This window comes from Maritimibacter fusiformis, from assembly GCF_008086115.1.
Taxonomy (GTDB): domain Bacteria; phylum Pseudomonadota; class Alphaproteobacteria; order Rhodobacterales; family Rhodobacteraceae; genus Muriiphilus; species Muriiphilus fusiformis.
Map to the genome: position 1 here is coordinate 13,401 of NZ_VSIY01000006.1, position 14,634 is coordinate 28,034.

Below are 14,634 nucleotides of genomic sequence, written 5' to 3' on the forward strand. Positions count from 1 at the left end.
GCAAACCGAGAAAGGAGCGTCCTGGATGTTCTACCGTCCCGAAGACGGCCACGGATTGCCGCACAACCCGTTCAACGCGATCATCGCGCCAAGACCGATCGGCTGGATCTCGACGCGCGGCACCGATGGCCACGACAATCTCGCCCCCTACAGTTTCTTCAACGCCGTCGGCTACACCCCGCCGCAGGTGATGTTCGCCTCGACCGGTGCCAAGCCGGACCGGCTGCGCGGCAAGGATTCGCTCAACAACATCGAGCAGACCGGCGTTTTCTGCGTCAACGTGGTCGAAGAAGAGGCGATCAACGAGATGAACGCCTCCTCGGCCCGTTTCCCCGCCTCTTCCGACGAGTTTGCCGCCTCCAGGGTCACCAAGGCGGCCTGCACCACCATCGCCTGTTCGCGCGTCGCGCTGGCTCCGGCGGCGCTGGAATGCCGGATGAGCCAGATCGTGCAGATCGAGGGCGACAACAATTTCATCGTGATCGGCACGGTGACGGGCGTGCACCTGCGCGACGATTGCCTGGTCGACGGCAAGTTCGACATCACCCGGTTCGGCATGGTCGCCCGGCTGGGTTACCGCGACTACACGGTGGTGCGCGACGCGTTCGAGATGCTGCTGCCGCGCGATTGAGGCGCTGACACGAAGGCGTTTCAGCCGGTTCGGTCCCGCTGCCAGACATGCATGACATCGCCGCCAAGGGCGCGGGTCTCGGCCAGCATGAAGCGGGGCGCCTCGGCCAGACCGCCAAGCCCGAGCGCCGAGATCGCGGGCCGGCCCTCGGCCCCGATCGCCAGACCGGCGGTGAACCCGATCAGCCGGTCGACCAGCCCGCCGCCCAGAAGCGCCGCCGCCAGGGTGCCGCCGCCTTCGCAAAACACCCGGGTCAGACCGCGCGCGCCAAGTGCGGCCAGCGCCGCGCCGGCGTCCAGCCGCCCGCCCACCACCGGCACCCGCACAAGCTCGGCGCCGCGCGCGCGCCAGGCGGCGATCCGGTCGGGGTCGGCGCCGTCGCCGTGCACCAGCCATAGCGGCACCTCGCCGGCGCTGGCCGCAAGCCGGCCGTCGAGCGGCAGATCGAGGTTGCGCGCCAGCACCACCCGCACCGGCTGACGCGGCGCGCCAAGGTCGCGCACCGTCAGCATCGGGTCATCGGCGCGTGCGGTGCCGGCCCCGATCATCACCGCGTCATGGTTGAGGCGCAGCGCGTGCACCATGCGCCGCGCTGCCGCCCCGGTGATCCACCGGCTCTCACCACTGGCGGTGGCGATGCGGCCATCGAACGAGGTGGCGAGTTTCAGGGTGACCAGGGGACGCCCCTCGGTGACGCGGCTCAGGAATCCGGCCTGGTCGGCGCGGGCGGTGTCGGCCAGCAGGCCCTCGACCACCTCGATGCCACCGGCGCGCAGGCGGTCCAGCCCCTGGCCGTTCACCCTTGGGTCGGGGTCGCGCAGGGCCACGACCGCCCGCGCGATGCCGGCGGCGACCAGCGCATCGGCGCAGGGCGGGGTCTTGCCGTGATGGGCGCAAGGCTCGAGCGTGACATATGCGGTGGCGCCGCGCGCTTCGGCGCCGGCCTGGGCCAGCGCGACGGTTTCGGCATGCGGCCGACCGCCGGGCCGGGTCCAGCCGCGCCCGAGGATGCGGCCCTCATTGACGATCACGCAGCCAACCGCCGGGTTGGGCCAGACAGCACCAAGGCCCCGCCGGCCAAGCGACAGGGCCAGGGCCATGTATCGGGTGTCGGTCACTGTTCCTCGTCGGCCACGGCGCCGGGGCGCAATTCGCTGACGAACTTGTCGAAGTCGTCGGCGGCCTGGAAGTTCTTGTAAACGCTGGCGAAACGGACGTAGGCGACGGTGTCGATCCGGGCCAGGCTCTCCATCACGATCTCGCCGATGGTCTTCGACGGGATGTCGGTCTCGCCCATGCTTTCCAGCCGGCGCACGATGCCCGAGATCATCTGGTCCATCCGCTCGGGCTCGACCGGGCGCTTTTGCAGCGCGATGCGGATCGAGCGTTCGAGCTTGTCGCGGTCGAATTCCTCGCGTCGGCCGTTCGACTTGATCACCACGAGGTCGCGCAACTGCACGCGTTCATAGGTGGTAAAGCGCCCGGCGCAGGCCGGACAGAACCGCCTGCGTCGGATCGCGACGTGATCCTCTGCAGGCCGCGAATCCTTGACCTGCGTATCAACATTTCCGCAAAACGGGCAACGCATCCCGATCCCCTTCTCTTGCCTGTCACCTCTGATCGTGGGTCTGGGCCCACTTATCCACAGGCACTATAGGGGCAAGCATGGATTTTGGGTAGAGGCAATTCACCGCTACCAGATGAGGCGTCGCGACGCGCCGCCGGCGGGTTGTTGCGCATAGGCTGAAATGGGAGTCGGGCCGGGGGCCGGGGCGTGTCATGCTGGGGCATATCAACCAGGGAGGATGCCATGAGCATTGCACGCGTCACCGAAATCTCCGCCACCTCGACCGTCAGTTTCGAAGACGCGGTCAAATCGGGCATCGCCCGCGCCTCGGAGACCCTGCGCAACGTGCGCTCGGCCTGGGTCAAGGAACAGCAGGTCCGGGTCGCGGATGGCTCGATCACCGAGTATCAGGTCAACCTGATGGTGACCTTCGTGCTCGAGGACTGATCGGGGCGTTTTGTGGGAAAAGCGCAAGCGTCATAGACGTTTTCGAACATTCACGGCCCGAAAATGTTGAAATAGTGCAAGAACTGCCGCCCGCCGGAAAGCGGGCGGCGCACCGTCCGGCCTGGGATCAGGCCGGGCCGGACTCGAGCCGGTAGCCACGCTTGACCAGCGCGCGCAGGGCCTTGCGGCTCTTGCGCACTTCGCTCTTGCGCGCGGCCTTCCAGGCCTCGCGGCGGTCGTCCTTGTTCGCCTCGGGATTGGCGGCGCGCCAGTCCAGACGCCAGCGGTTGAAGGCAAGCAGCTGCGCCGCCTTGCGTTCCTGGCGGGTTTGCTCCGGCGTCATGCTTGGCGTCGTGCTTTCGGTCTCTTTCGCTTCTTGAACCATGTCTGTTGTCCTTTGTCTCGATACGCACGGCCTCATCGTGCGGCGCGGGCATCGCCCTGCGATCGCAGGATACACGAGCGCCGGCCTGTGGATAAGTCAATAAATATGTCTGGAAACAATGGGCTGGAGGCGTGCCCTTCCTGCATCACGGCGGTTCCTGTGCTGCCGTGCCTTGTATTCATGCAACATGAGCCGAGGATTTCGTGCGCCGACCCCATATTTAGTTGATTTGCCCGCGAAAACATTAGCTAATGATCACTAATAACGGAATGCAGAAAACGCAAAGGAGGTTTGCCATGTTCAAGCATCTCGCAACGGCCTCCTCGCTTGCCCTTGCCACGTTCGGCACCGCGCATGCGGGGAGTCTTGTGGAGCCGGTGGTCGTTTCACCGCCGACCGCAGTCTACCTCGATCCGGGCCGTGACTGGTCCGGGTTCTATGCCGGTGTCAACGGTGACCTCGGCAGTCTGAACAACGGCGGTCCCAACATCTCGTACTACGGGTACGGGGTTCATGGCGGCTATCTCGCCGACATGGGCGATTTCGTGGTCGGGGGCGAAGTCAGCTACGAATACACCACCGTCGATCTCGCCGCACCGAACGACACGTGGCACCGGATCGGCGGCGACCTGATCCTGGGCTATGACGCGGGCGATTTCATGCCGCATGTCACCGCCGGTGTGGCGGGCCTTCGGCAAACCGCCGCCGGTGGCACCTGGGAAATGGGCTGGTCCGCCGGCGCCGGTGCCTCGGTGATGATGAGCGACAACATCATGCTGACGGGGCGCTATCGCTATACCCGCTACGACAACCTGGCCGGGGGTGTGAACGCCCATGCCGGCAAGCTGATGATCTCGTTCCGGTTCTGACCTCGAACCAAGCAGGACACGACAAGGGGCGCCCCAGCGGGCGCCCCTTTCATGTCTCACATCCGGATCGGCCTACTGGTCGAGGAACGACCTGAGCTTGCGCGACCGTGACGGGTGCTTGAGTTTGCGCAGCGCCTTGGCCTCGATCTGGCGGATGCGTTCGCGGGTGACCGAGAACTGCTGGCCGACCTCTTCGAGCGTGTGATCGGTGTTCATGCCGATGCCGAAGCGCATCCGCAGAACCCGCTCCTCGCGCGGGGTGAGGCTGGCCAGAACCCGCGTGGTGGTTTCCTTCAGGTTCTCCTGAATGGCCGAGTCGAGCGGCAGCACCGCGTTCTTGTCCTCGATGAAGTCGCCAAGCTGGCTGTCCTCCTCGTCCCCGATCGGGGTTTCGAGGCTGATCGGCTCCTTGGCGATCTTCATCACCTTGCGCACCTTCTCAAGCGGCATCTGCAGCTTTTCGGCCAGCTCCTCGGGCGTCGGCTCGCGTCCGATCTCGTGCAGCATCTGGCGGCCGGTGCGCACCAGCTTGTTGATGGTCTCGATCATGTGCACCGGGATGCGGATGGTGCGCGCCTGATCGGCGATCGAGCGGGTGATGGCCTGGCGAATCCACCAGGTCGCGTAGGTCGAGAACTTGTAGCCGCGGCGATACTCGAACTTGTCCACGGCCTTCATCAGGCCGATGTTGCCTTCCTGGATGAGATCCAGGAATTGCAGTCCGCGGTTCGTGTATTTCTTGGCGATGGAGATGACCAGCCGCAGGTTGGCCTCGACCATTTCCTTTTTCGCCTGACGCGCCTCTTTCTCGCCCTTCTGGACCTGCTGCACGATGCGGCGGAATTCGGGGATGTCGACGCCGACATATTGCCCGACCTGGGCCATCTCGGTGCGCAGTTCCGCGACCTTGTCGGCGGAGCGTTCGATGAAGCTCTGCCAGCCGCGTCCGGGCTTGTCGGTCATCCGCTCGAGCCAGGTCGGGTCGAGCTCATAGCCGCGGTAGGCCTCGACGAATTCGCGCCGGTTGATCCGGGCCTGGTCGGCCAGTTTCACCATCGCGCTGTCGATTGCCATGATGCGCCGGTTGATGCCGTAAAGCTGGTCGACCAGCGCCTCGATGCGGTTGTTGTGCAGGTGAAGCTCGTTCACCAGTTCGACCACTTCGGAGCGCAGTTTCTGATAGGTCGCCTCTTCCTTGTCGGTGAACGACCCGTCCTCGTTCAACGTCGCGGACATGCGCAGATCCTGCATCTCGCTGAGCTTGATGTAGTCGCGCGCGATCAGGTCGAGGGTTTCCAGAACCCGCGGCTTGAGCGCGGCCTCCATCGCGGCCAGCGACATGTTGGCCTGGTCATCCTCGTCCTCGTCGTCGTCGTCCTTGACGATCGGGTTGCCGTCGGCGTCCAGTTCCGGCTCGTTCGCGGATTTTTCCGGCTTTCGCGCGGCCTCGCCGGATGCGGCGGTGGGCGACGGCGGCGGGGTCGAGCCGAGGCCGCTGACCACCGGCTCGTCGTCGTCTTCCTCCATCGTGCGCCCGAAGGTCGCGTCGAGGTCGATGACATCGCGCAGAAGGATGTCTTCGTTCAGAAGTTCGTCGCGCCAGATGGTGATCGCCTGGAAGGTCAGCGGGCTTTCGCACAGCCCGGCGATCATGGTGTTGCGCCCGGCCTCGATGCGCTTGGCGATGGCGATCTCGCCCTCGCGCGACAACAGCTCGACCGAGCCCATTTCGCGCAGATACATGCGCACCGGGTCATCGGTGCGGTCAAGCTTTTCGTTGTCGCTGCCGGCCAGCGTCAGTTCGCGCGCCGACGAGGTCGTGACCACGTCGGTCGAGCCCTTCTGGTCGTCCTCTTCGGCCTCTTCGTCCTCGATGATGTTGATGCCCATTTCAGACAGCATCGACATCACGTCCTCGATCTGTTCAGACGAGGACTGGTCCGGCGGCAGCACCTGGTTGAGCTGGTCGTAGGTGATGTAGCCTTTTTCGCGGGCCTCGGCGATCATCTTCTTGATCTGGGCCTGGCTGGTATCGGCAGAGACCGGCGTGTCGTCCTGCGAGTCCTGTTTGGTGTCGTCGGTGTCTTTGACGGCCATGCGGCGTTCCCTTGATCGTTGGGCCCCTGGGTCGGCGGCGGGTGAAGCGCGAATCAAACCCGCGAATCAGTGATTCGCCAACCCGTGTACCCCGGTTTCTTCCGGATTTCCTGCCAAAAGCGCGCGTTCACTCCGGTTTGGGTTGCGATTTCGCATCGTCGATCTGTCGCAACAGCGCCTCCAGCGCCTCTTTCTCCTCGCGGGCCAGCATCACGCCGTTGTCGGCGCGATCGAACAGGCCCTTGTCTTCGCCCTTGCCCCGGGCCGCGGCTTCGCGTGCCTTGGCCGCCTCGCTCAGGCGCCATGTCAGCCCCTCGTCGGCAAGTGCCGAAATATCCTCCTCAGCATCCGCCACTTCGCGGCGCGCACCCCGGGCCGCGTCGAGCTTGGCCAGTTCCTCGGCCAGGCACATCGCCGCCAGATCCCGGTCGTCGGCGCGGCGAAGCGAGGGCGCTATACGCACATGGTTGAGCGAGAACAGTTTTTCAATGAGGTGCGGGCCCGCGTCGCGTTCAATTCGCGCGCGAAGGTCGGGTGCAGGGTCGTGGGCATGCGACAGGATCAGGCGTTGCAGGTCGCGGTGGTCGTCGGTGGCCATCTCGAGGCGTTCGAGCGCGGACTCGAAGGTTTCGATCAAGTCGGGATGGGTGATCAGGGTGGCAAGGATCACCGCCTCGCGCAGCACCTCCTCGATCGCGCCCTTGCCGGCACTGGCCAGCAGCGTGCCGCGGGTTTCGGCCATCGCCGGGGCAGGAGGGAGGAAGCGGGAGCGCGCGCTCCCGCGTGGCCTCGCCGCGCGGCGGGGCGCGAACAGTTCGCGACGCAGGCGCGCGATCTCGGCGCGGTAGTGGTCGCGGATCGACGGGTCGCCGATGCGTCCGATCACCGCGCGCAGGTCGCGGTCGAGTGCGGCCCGGCGTTCGGGGCTGTCGAAGATCCTGCCCTCGGTCTCGCGCCGCCACAAGAGCGTGACCATCGGCGAGGCGCCCTCGACCAGCTTGCGCATCGCGCCCGCGCCCTGCGCCTTGATCAGGTCGTCGGGGTCCAGCCCCTCGGGCAGGATGGCGAAACGCAGGCTTTGGCCGGCCTCGATCAGGGGCAGGGCGATGTCGATCAGCCGCATCGCGGCGCGCAGCCCTGCGGTGTCGCCGTCCAGCGCGATCACGGGTTCCGGCGCGATCCGCCACATCAGGCGCAGCTGGTCCTCGGTGATGGCGGTGCCGAGGGGGGCGACGGTGGCCTCGAACCCGGCCTCCGACAGCGCGATCACGTCCATGTAGCCTTCGGCCACGATCAGCGGCTGGCCCTTGCCGGCGGCCTCGCGGGCGTTGCGGAAGTTGTAGAGCGCGCGGCCCTTGTCGAACAGCTCGGTCTCGGGGCCGTTGAGGTATTTCGCCCGCGCATTGGGGTCGAGCGCGCGGCCCCCCAGCGAGATCGCCCGCCCGCGCGCGTCGCGGATCGGAAAGATGATGCGGCCGCGAAAGCGGTCGTAGGCCGCCCCGCCGTCATCGGGCTTGATCGCCAGGCCTGATGCGACCACCAGATCCTCGGCGATGCCCTTGTCCTTGAAATGGCTGAGCAATCCGTGCCGGGTGTCGGGCGCAAAGCCGATGCCCCAGCGGTCCTGCGCCGCCTCGTTCAGCCCGCGCCGGTCGAGATAGTCGCGTGCCGGACCGCCTTGCGCCGTCTTCAGTTGGAGCCGGAAATACTGCACCGCCTGTTCCAGCACCTCGGCCAACTGGCTGCGCCGGTCGGCCTTGACCCGGGCCTCGGGGTCGCGGGCGGGCATCTGCATCCCGGCCTCGCGCGCCAGGATCTCGACCGCCTCCATGAAGCCGACGTTCTCGGTATCCTTGACGAAGGAAATCGCGTCGCCCTTGGCATGACAGCCGAAGCAGTAATAGAAACCCTTGCGGTCATCCACATGAAAAGACGCGGTTTTTTCCTGGTGGAAGGGGCAGGGGGCCCAGAGGTCGCCCTTGGCCTGGTTGGACTTGCGCTGGTCCCACATGACCTTTCGCCCGATCACCTGCCCGAGGCTGGTGCGGGTGCGCAATTCGTCAAGGAAACCGGGTGGCAGGGACATGGACGATATATGGCATCTCGGTGCGGCAAGTCCAGCCGGACGGGGCCTCAGCGCCAGAGATGGGCGTAGGACGCGAGCGCCCCTTGTGCCTTGGCGAGCAGGCGCAGGCCCAGGCCGTCGCGGATCTCGATGCCGCTGGCCAGCCGGTCGACGGCGACCTCCACCGGGCAGATGGTGCGCGTCACCGGGTCGTAGTAGCGCGGGTAGTCGATTAGGGCGGCATGCGCCAGCGCGGTGATGTCGGGGCGCGCGCGGCGGCGGTCGGGCACCCAGCCCAGATCGGTGGTCAGCCCCCAGCCGGCATAGAAGGGCGCACCGAGGCAGGTCACGGGCTTGCCGCGAATGAGCGCCTCGAAGCCCATCAGCGAGGTCAGCGTCCAGACCTCGTCACAGGCCTCGATCAGCGCGATCGGGTCGGCGTTGTCGGCGACCACGTCGGCAAAACCGCGCACGACTTCGGGGTCGATCCGGCCAGGGCGCAAGCCGGCTTCGACATCCGGGTGCGGCTTGTAGACGATCACCGCGTCGGGGTTGGCAAGGCGGGCGGCTTCGAGCAGGCCGAGGTTGGTCTTGACCCCGGCGCAGCCCAGCAGGATCGAGGCGTCGTTCTCGACCTGTCCGGGCACCAGGATGCGGTGGCCGCCGGGCAGGTCGGGCGTGTCGCCGGACAGGTTGTATTTCGTCAGCCGCGCCGCGATCAGCCCCTCGATCAGCCGGTCGGCCCGGCGGCGGGCCCCGTCGGGCAGGGTGGTGGCCGCGTCGATCAGCCGTTCCAGCCGGCTTTCGCGGGTCGGGTCGTAGTAGATGCCGAGGTCGTCCACCGCCAGTGACAGCGGCGCCACCAGTTTCGCGCCCAGCCCGCGCGAGCGCAGGAAACCGTCCTCGATACGAGAGACATTGACCCCGTCTGTCGCGCCGAGCGACGATTCCTGATTGGCCCAGATCAACAGGCTGCGCCCGGTTGCGCGCGCGCGCGCGACGGCGCGAGGACCGTCTTTGAAGATGCATGCCTTGCGGGTGCCGAACAACTGGTTCATCGGTCTGCGCTTCCACAGGCGCATCCCGGCGGCGACGTGGCCGTGCCGGTCCTGATGCGCGGCGCGGGCCCGGGCTTCGAGCGTGGCGATGACCTGTTCGACCTCGCACAACCGGTCGTGAAACGGGTCATACCAGGTCGGGTAGAGTATCATCGCGCCGGCGAAAAGCTGCGCCCGGGTCAGCTTGCGGGTGCGCCGCGCCACCGGGTTTTCATCCTCGGTCAGCCCCCAGCCTGCATAGAACGGCTGGCCGAAGACGCGCGGGCGGTGGCCTGCGATGATCGCCTCGAAGCCCATGCCGGAACTGACGGTATAGACCGCGACCGCGCCCTGCATCAGCGCCCAGGGATCGACCGGGTGGGTGATCAGGTGCACACGGTCGCTGGCGTCCTCGGGGCCGAAGTGGCCGGTGCGGTGGCCCGCCATGGTCTCGGGGTGGGTCTTGACGTGGACCGGCAGGCCCGGGTTCTCGACCTGGGCGGCGACCAGCATGTTCTTGAAGGTGCTCTCGTCGGCTGCCCCCAACCGAATCGAGGCATCGCCCCGGGTCTGGTCGATCACCAGAACATAGGGCGCCTCGGGCACCGGCAGATCGCGGTCGAAGGCGTTGTATTTCGAGACATGCGCATGCGCCATCCAGGCCATCGCGTCGCGCGCGCGGTTCAGAAGGGCGGTGTCGTCCAGCGGGTGCGTGGCCAGAAGCTCTTCGAGATCCGAGGGGGTGCGGCTGTCGTAGTGCACGGCCTTGAAAGCCGTCTGAAGGCCCAGCGGCGGTTCGCTGTCGCGGCCTGTCAGGACGGAGCGCAACAGGGCATCCTCGAACCGCACCAACGTGGTGCCGGTCTCGCGGGCGACCCGTTCACCCTCGGCGGCGAAGGCGGTGTTGCCCCAGACGCCGACGAAGTCGCCCTTGCCCGGTTTGCCGCGAAACCGTCCGCGCACAGGCGCCCAGCCCGACAACTCTAGCATCCGGCGCACGTGAGGGGTTTTGCTGAAGACCGTGACATAACTGAAAAGCCGCCGGGGGGTGTCCCCTCCGGCGGCGTTGGTGTCGTCCGAGGACGGTGGCGTCACGGAAGCAGGCCGGCGGTGGTGGCCGCCGAGGCCAGGGAGTCGGCCGCGCCCACGGTGGTCGAGAAGGCGGTGATCAGCTTGGTCCACTGCACATAGGGCGCCTCGGTGACATAGACGGTGTCGCCGTCGCGGATCACGAAGTCGCGCGCCCGGAACATGCCGTTGGGTTCGGTCAGGTCGAGCACGTAGATCATCCGCTGCGCACCGACCAGGTCGGCGCGGCCAAGCACCATGTTGGCGATCTCGGCCGGTTCGTTGCGGAACACGAACACGCCGGTCGGGTCGGCCACGGTGGAATTCAGACCGCCGACCTGGGCGATGGCCTCGAGCGCGGACAGCGACTGGGTCTGGAACTTCACCCGCGTCTGGGTGCCGGTCGCGCCAAGCGCGGTGAAGGCGCGGGTGTCTTCCTCGACCAGGATGCGGTCGCCGTTGCGAAGGGCAATGTCGGCAGCGGGGTTCTCAAAGAGGTCCTGATACCAGATCTTGCCGGTCTTGGCGCCGCGGATGATCTTGACCACGGCAACCTCGGCGGGCACCGCGACGCCGCCGGCGCGCGCCAGCATGGCGCCCAGCGTACGGGTCGGGCGCTCGATCGCAAAGACGCCCTGGCCGCCGACCGCGCCGGTGATCGACACGGTGGCGCCGTCGCCCGCCAGCCGGCGCACCATGACCTGCGGATCGGGTGTCTGGGTTTCGAGTTTCTCGGTGATGATCCGGCGGATCGTCTCGGGCGAGTTGCCCGAAGCCTTGATCCGGCCCGCGTAGGGGATGAAGATGAAGCCCGAGCCGTCGACCTGCACCTCTTCCAGCGAGGCCGGTGCGCCGGCGGTGGCGAGGATGCCTTCCTCGACGTTTTCCCAGATCGACACGCCGAGCACGTCGCCGGGGTTGATCGTGTCCGATCCGACCACGCCGGCGTTGAGAAAGCCGTCATCGAACCCCAGCGCCGGAACCAGGGCGGTGGCGCGGGTCACGTTGTCATCGACCGCGACCACGAAGGCGTCACCCTCGCGCTGCACCGATCCTCGGAAAATTTCGGTCTTGTTTGGGCCGGACCGGGGCAGGAGATCGCACCCCGCCAATCCGATCACGCATGCCAAGAGGGCCGCGCGACGCGCCCATTCTGTGCCGGTATTCTTCACTGCTCGGGCTCCTTTGTGGAGTTCTGCCTCGATTTTTTGTCAACCTACCGGCGCTACGGGGAAAAATCCAGTCTCGGTTGGCCGTTTGCCTATTTCACCAGCCGCAACTGTTGCCGTGGTGCCGCTGTGCCACGCCGGAGCGCGTCATAGGGATCGTCGGGCGACAGCATCATGTCGACCACCTGGCGCAACAGCTGGCGCCGTCCGACCGCCGAATAGAAGCCGCCCGGAATCTGCGAGGTTTCCAGCAGGTAGTTGCGGTATTCGCGGTAGGCGCGGCTGTCGGGGCGCCGCGGGGTGGCGAAGAACTCGGGCAGCGGCAGGGTCGAGACGAATTCGGGCTTGTCATAGACCGCCGCCCCGAACACCTTGAGCGGCAGGCCGCGCCACAGCACCTGTTGCGCGGCGGTGGAGTTGACCGTCACGGCGCTGCGCGCGTGGTCGAGCAGGCGCGCGAGCTTACCGCCGCGCACGTAGTGAATGCGCCCCTCGACCCCGTGCCGGCGCGCCAGCGCCCGGATCTCGCGGCGCAGGTTGATCCGGCCCGCTTCCAGCGGATGCGCCTTGAAAACAAGGTGGTGATGCTTGGGTGCGCCCTCGGCGAAACCTTCGATCACCACCGCCAGGAACTCGGTCATGCGCGAGAACGGCGAGTGCATCTGGAAGCTGGAATCGTGTTCGAGCTGGAGCGGCACCAGGTGATAGGGAAAGCCGCCATACTTGATGCGCGCGGTGGCCACGATGCGGTCGGCGGCCAGAGCCGGCATGAAGACGAGGCGGCGGACATAGAGGCCGAATTCGCGTGCCGGCGACACCGCGCGGTGCGGGCGAAAGCCGCGGTAGCGGTGGTTGGCGAAGATCACGAACCAGTGGTAGAGCGCGCCGTAGAACACGTGCTGGCGCATGTCGCCCCAATGCGCCGGGGCTTCGGGCAGGTCGGGCTCGTTCGCCGCCAGCGCCTTTTGCATGTCCGCCACGCTCATCTTCATCAGCCGGGAATTGCCGTTGGAGCCGCCGCGCTCATAGGTGATCCAGTAGGGGCGCAGATAGCCTTCCTCGAAGACATGCACGGTGATCGCGCGCGCCTTGGCGATGGCCACCGCCTCGGCATGGATGAACCGGGTGTCGCCGTAAAGCACGATGTCGGTGACGCGCTTGTCCGCGATCAGGCGCGAAAAGGTCTCGGGCCATTGCGCCTGGTCGCCGGTGAAGGGGATGTAGCGGCGGCGATCGGGCCAGAACACCTGGTCGCCCATGTTGAAGCCGACGCGCCAGACCTCGGCCCCGGCGGCGCGCAGCATCCGGCCCAGGCGCGCGAAGAACGGCCCGTGCGGCCCCTGCAGGAATAGAAATACCCGGTCTGTCCCGTCGATCCCGGTCATGCGCCTTTTGTTCCCCGCGTTTGCCGCGGCTGGCCCCGTTCTGGCCGCGTCCCCCGAATTTGTCACGCGGTTTTGTCGCAGAAGGCTGCGGCGCTTTGATGGCGCGGCAGGGGCGTCAATCGGGCGCGGACGGGGCGCCTCGATCAAGGATCGCTGAGAAAGATGAACACGCGATGACCGGGCCGGTCGCCCCGTGTCAGTTTCGCGGGGCCGGGCCGCTGGCGACCACCGCCCGGGTGACGGCGTCGGTCATCTCGAGGCTTTCGTTCTCGACCAGCCCCATGCGTTCGGCCAGCGCCTCGCGGCCCCGGTTGAGGCGGCTTTTCACCGTGCCGACCTTGACGCCGCAGACCTCGGCGGCCTCCTCGTAGGAATACTGGAGCACGCCGACCAGCGTCAGAACCTCGCGCTGCTCGGGTGGCAACTGGGCCAGGGCGGCGCGGAAATCGGCCAGTTGCAGATGGCCGTCATGGGCGGGTTTTTCCGACAATTGCGCGGTCAGCGCGCCGTCGACATCGGCCACTTCGCGCTTGGCCTTGCGGCGGTCGGAATAGAAGGTGTTGCGCAAGATGGTGAACAGCCAGGCGCGCATGTTGGTGCCTTCCTCGAACTTGTCGAGGTTCGACCAGGCCTTGAGCACGGTGTCCTGCACCAAGTCGTCGGCGCTGCTGGCGTTGCGGGTCAGGCTGATCGCGAAGGCGCGCAAGACCTTCATGTGACCGATCAGCTCGTGCTGAGCTTTCTGGCGGTTCATGATGGGTCGTTTCCCCCGGCGTCCTCGTTCGCGTTCTCGCGCACGGGCGCCTCAACCTTGTCGAGTTTCTCGAGAAGCTCGAGCAGGCGCGGCGGCAAGTCCTCGGCGGCGTCCTCCTCGAACACGCGCTTGAGATTGGCGTCGATCTGCCCGAACACGTCCATTTTGTCTGCCTTCTTGGCCAAGCTGCACCTCTGCGCCATGATATCCCCGGCGAAACTATTTCACCCGCTCGGGAACAAACGCAACAGCAGCGCGTTTTGTTCCGCAGAAACGGAAAAAAAGGGGAGATGACGTGTCAGATTCAAGGTCCCAGACCGTGACCATGTCCGATCTGATCGCGCCGCACCTGCCGGCGCTGCGCCGCTACGGGCGCGCGCTGACCGGGGCGCAAGGCTCGGGCGATGCCTATGCAGCGACCACGCTGGAGGCGATCCTGGCCGATCCCGGCTGCCTCAGGACGCAGGCGCTGGGCGACAAGGCGGCGCTGTTTCGGGTGTTTCACAGCCTGTGGTCAAGCTCCGGTGCACCGGTGCCCGATGCCGCCGACGGCCCGCGCGGGCGGGCGCTGGAACACCTGTCGCGGCTGACGCCGAACACCCGCGAGGCGCTGCTTCTGCACTCGATCGAGGGGTTTTCCACCGACGAGATCGCCGGGATCATGGAAATCTCGCCCGACGAGGCCGACGCCCTGATCGCCACCGCCCGCGACGAGATGCGCGACATGGTGCGCGGCCGCATCATGATCATCGAGGACGAGGCGATCATCGCGATGGACATCGAAAGCATCTGCACCATGATGGGCCACAGCGTCACCGGCATCGCGCGCACCCGCGCCGCCGCCGTCGAGCTTGGCCGCGCCGAGCGGCCCGACCTGATCCTGGCCGACATCCAGCTTGCCGACAATTCCAGCGGCGTCGACGCGGTCAACGAGCTTCTGGCCGACCTGGGCGACGTGCCGGTGGTGTTCATCACCGCCTTTCCCGAGCGGCTGCTGACCGGCGAACGGCCGGAACCGGCCTTCATGATCACCAAGCCCTATCAGCCCGACCAGGTGATCTCGGCGATCAGCCAGGCGATGTTCTTCGCCTCGACCGAAACGCTGACCTCCTGAAATCCCGAGGCACGACGAAAACGCCCCGCCGGACCATGTGTCGGGC

Annotated in this window: 14 protein-coding genes; 4 read left to right on the forward strand and 10 right to left on the reverse strand. The window is 66.7% G+C overall.

Going from position 1 to position 14,634, the window contains the following annotated elements; all coding sequences use genetic code 11:
* The first annotated feature begins 25 nt into the window (after window positions 1-25).
* Window positions 26-631 carry a flavin reductase family protein gene (locus tag FVF75_RS08960; protein WP_148377643.1) on the forward strand — a complete coding sequence of 202 codons (606 nt, stop codon included), beginning with the start codon at window positions 26-28 and terminating at the stop codon, window positions 629-631.
* 20 nt (window positions 632-651) lie between these two features.
* On the opposite strand, the gene ribD is transcribed toward FVF75_RS08960, so the two are convergent.
* On the reverse strand, window positions 652-1,749 hold the full coding sequence (gene ribD / locus FVF75_RS08965; protein WP_342779803.1) for a bifunctional diaminohydroxyphosphoribosylaminopyrimidine deaminase/5-amino-6-(5-phosphoribosylamino)uracil reductase RibD: 1,098 nt from the start codon (window positions 1,747-1,749) through the stop codon (window positions 652-654).
* Window positions 1,746-2,219, reverse strand: coding sequence for a transcriptional regulator NrdR (gene nrdR, locus FVF75_RS08970; protein ID WP_148377644.1), 474 nt, complete (start codon window positions 2,217-2,219; stop codon window positions 1,746-1,748). Before nrdR ends, ribD begins: the two co-directional genes overlap by 4 nt.
* A 222-nt stretch (window positions 2,220-2,441) precedes the next feature.
* Here nrdR and FVF75_RS08975 point away from each other — a divergent pair, with 222 nt between their 5' ends.
* Window positions 2,442-2,645 carry a dodecin family protein gene (locus FVF75_RS08975; RefSeq protein ID WP_148377645.1) on the forward strand — a complete coding sequence of 68 codons (204 nt, stop codon included), beginning with the start codon at window positions 2,442-2,444 and terminating at the stop codon, window positions 2,643-2,645.
* A gap of 127 nt (window positions 2,646-2,772) precedes the next feature.
* Here FVF75_RS08975 and FVF75_RS08980 read toward each other — a convergent pair whose 3' ends face one another.
* On the reverse strand, window positions 2,773-3,030 hold the full coding sequence (locus FVF75_RS08980; protein WP_148377646.1) for a hypothetical protein: 258 nt from the start codon (window positions 3,028-3,030) through the stop codon (window positions 2,773-2,775).
* A gap of 296 nt (window positions 3,031-3,326) precedes the next feature.
* Between FVF75_RS08980 and FVF75_RS08985 the strand changes: the two genes are divergently transcribed.
* On the forward strand, window positions 3,327-3,899 hold the full coding sequence (locus FVF75_RS08985) for an outer membrane protein (protein WP_187393026.1): 573 nt from the start codon (window positions 3,327-3,329) through the stop codon (window positions 3,897-3,899).
* A gap of 72 nt (window positions 3,900-3,971) precedes the next feature.
* Here FVF75_RS08985 and rpoD read toward each other — a convergent pair whose 3' ends face one another.
* The 7 genes from rpoD to FVF75_RS09020 all read right to left on the reverse strand — a co-directional run bounded on the left by rpoD (window position 3,972) and on the right by FVF75_RS09020 (window position 13,659).
* Window positions 3,972-5,996: an RNA polymerase sigma factor RpoD gene (gene rpoD, locus FVF75_RS08990; RefSeq protein WP_148377648.1), complete on the reverse strand. Its 2,025-nt coding sequence runs from the start codon at window positions 5,994-5,996 to the stop codon at window positions 3,972-3,974.
* A 127-nt stretch (window positions 5,997-6,123) separates the two neighbouring features.
* Window positions 6,124-8,082 (reverse strand): DNA primase, encoded by a 1,959-nt coding sequence (dnaG, locus tag FVF75_RS08995; protein ID WP_148377649.1) that lies wholly within the window; start codon window positions 8,080-8,082, stop codon window positions 6,124-6,126.
* Between the two features lie 47 nt (window positions 8,083-8,129).
* On the reverse strand, window positions 8,130-10,088 hold the full coding sequence (locus FVF75_RS09000) for a capsular polysaccharide biosynthesis protein (protein ID WP_148377920.1): 1,959 nt from the start codon (window positions 10,086-10,088) through the stop codon (window positions 8,130-8,132).
* Window positions 10,089-10,189: 101 nt separating this feature from the next.
* Window positions 10,190-11,338 carry a polysaccharide biosynthesis/export family protein gene (locus FVF75_RS09005; protein WP_148377650.1) on the reverse strand — a complete coding sequence of 383 codons (1,149 nt, stop codon included), beginning with the start codon at window positions 11,336-11,338 and terminating at the stop codon, window positions 10,190-10,192.
* 89 nt (window positions 11,339-11,427) lie between these two features.
* A complete protein-coding gene (locus FVF75_RS09010; protein ID WP_148377651.1) occupies window positions 11,428-12,720 on the reverse strand; it encodes a capsule biosynthesis protein in 1,293 nt (430 codons plus the stop codon).
* A 196-nt stretch (window positions 12,721-12,916) separates the two neighbouring features.
* Window positions 12,917-13,474, reverse strand: a complete 558-nt coding sequence (locus FVF75_RS09015) for an RNA polymerase sigma factor (protein WP_148377652.1) — start codon at window positions 13,472-13,474, stop codon at window positions 12,917-12,919.
* The gene (locus FVF75_RS09020; protein ID WP_148377653.1) at window positions 13,471-13,659 is read right to left on the reverse strand and encodes a NepR family anti-sigma factor; all 189 of its coding nucleotides are present in this window, start codon (window positions 13,657-13,659) and stop codon (window positions 13,471-13,473) included. Before FVF75_RS09020 ends, FVF75_RS09015 begins: the two co-directional genes overlap by 4 nt.
* Window positions 13,660-13,799: 140 nt before the next feature.
* On the opposite strand from FVF75_RS09020, the gene FVF75_RS09025 reads away from it, so the two are divergent.
* The gene (locus tag FVF75_RS09025) at window positions 13,800-14,588 is read left to right on the forward strand and encodes a response regulator (RefSeq protein ID WP_148377654.1); all 789 of its coding nucleotides are present in this window, start codon (window positions 13,800-13,802) and stop codon (window positions 14,586-14,588) included.
* The last annotated feature ends 46 nt before the right edge of the window (window positions 14,589-14,634 follow it).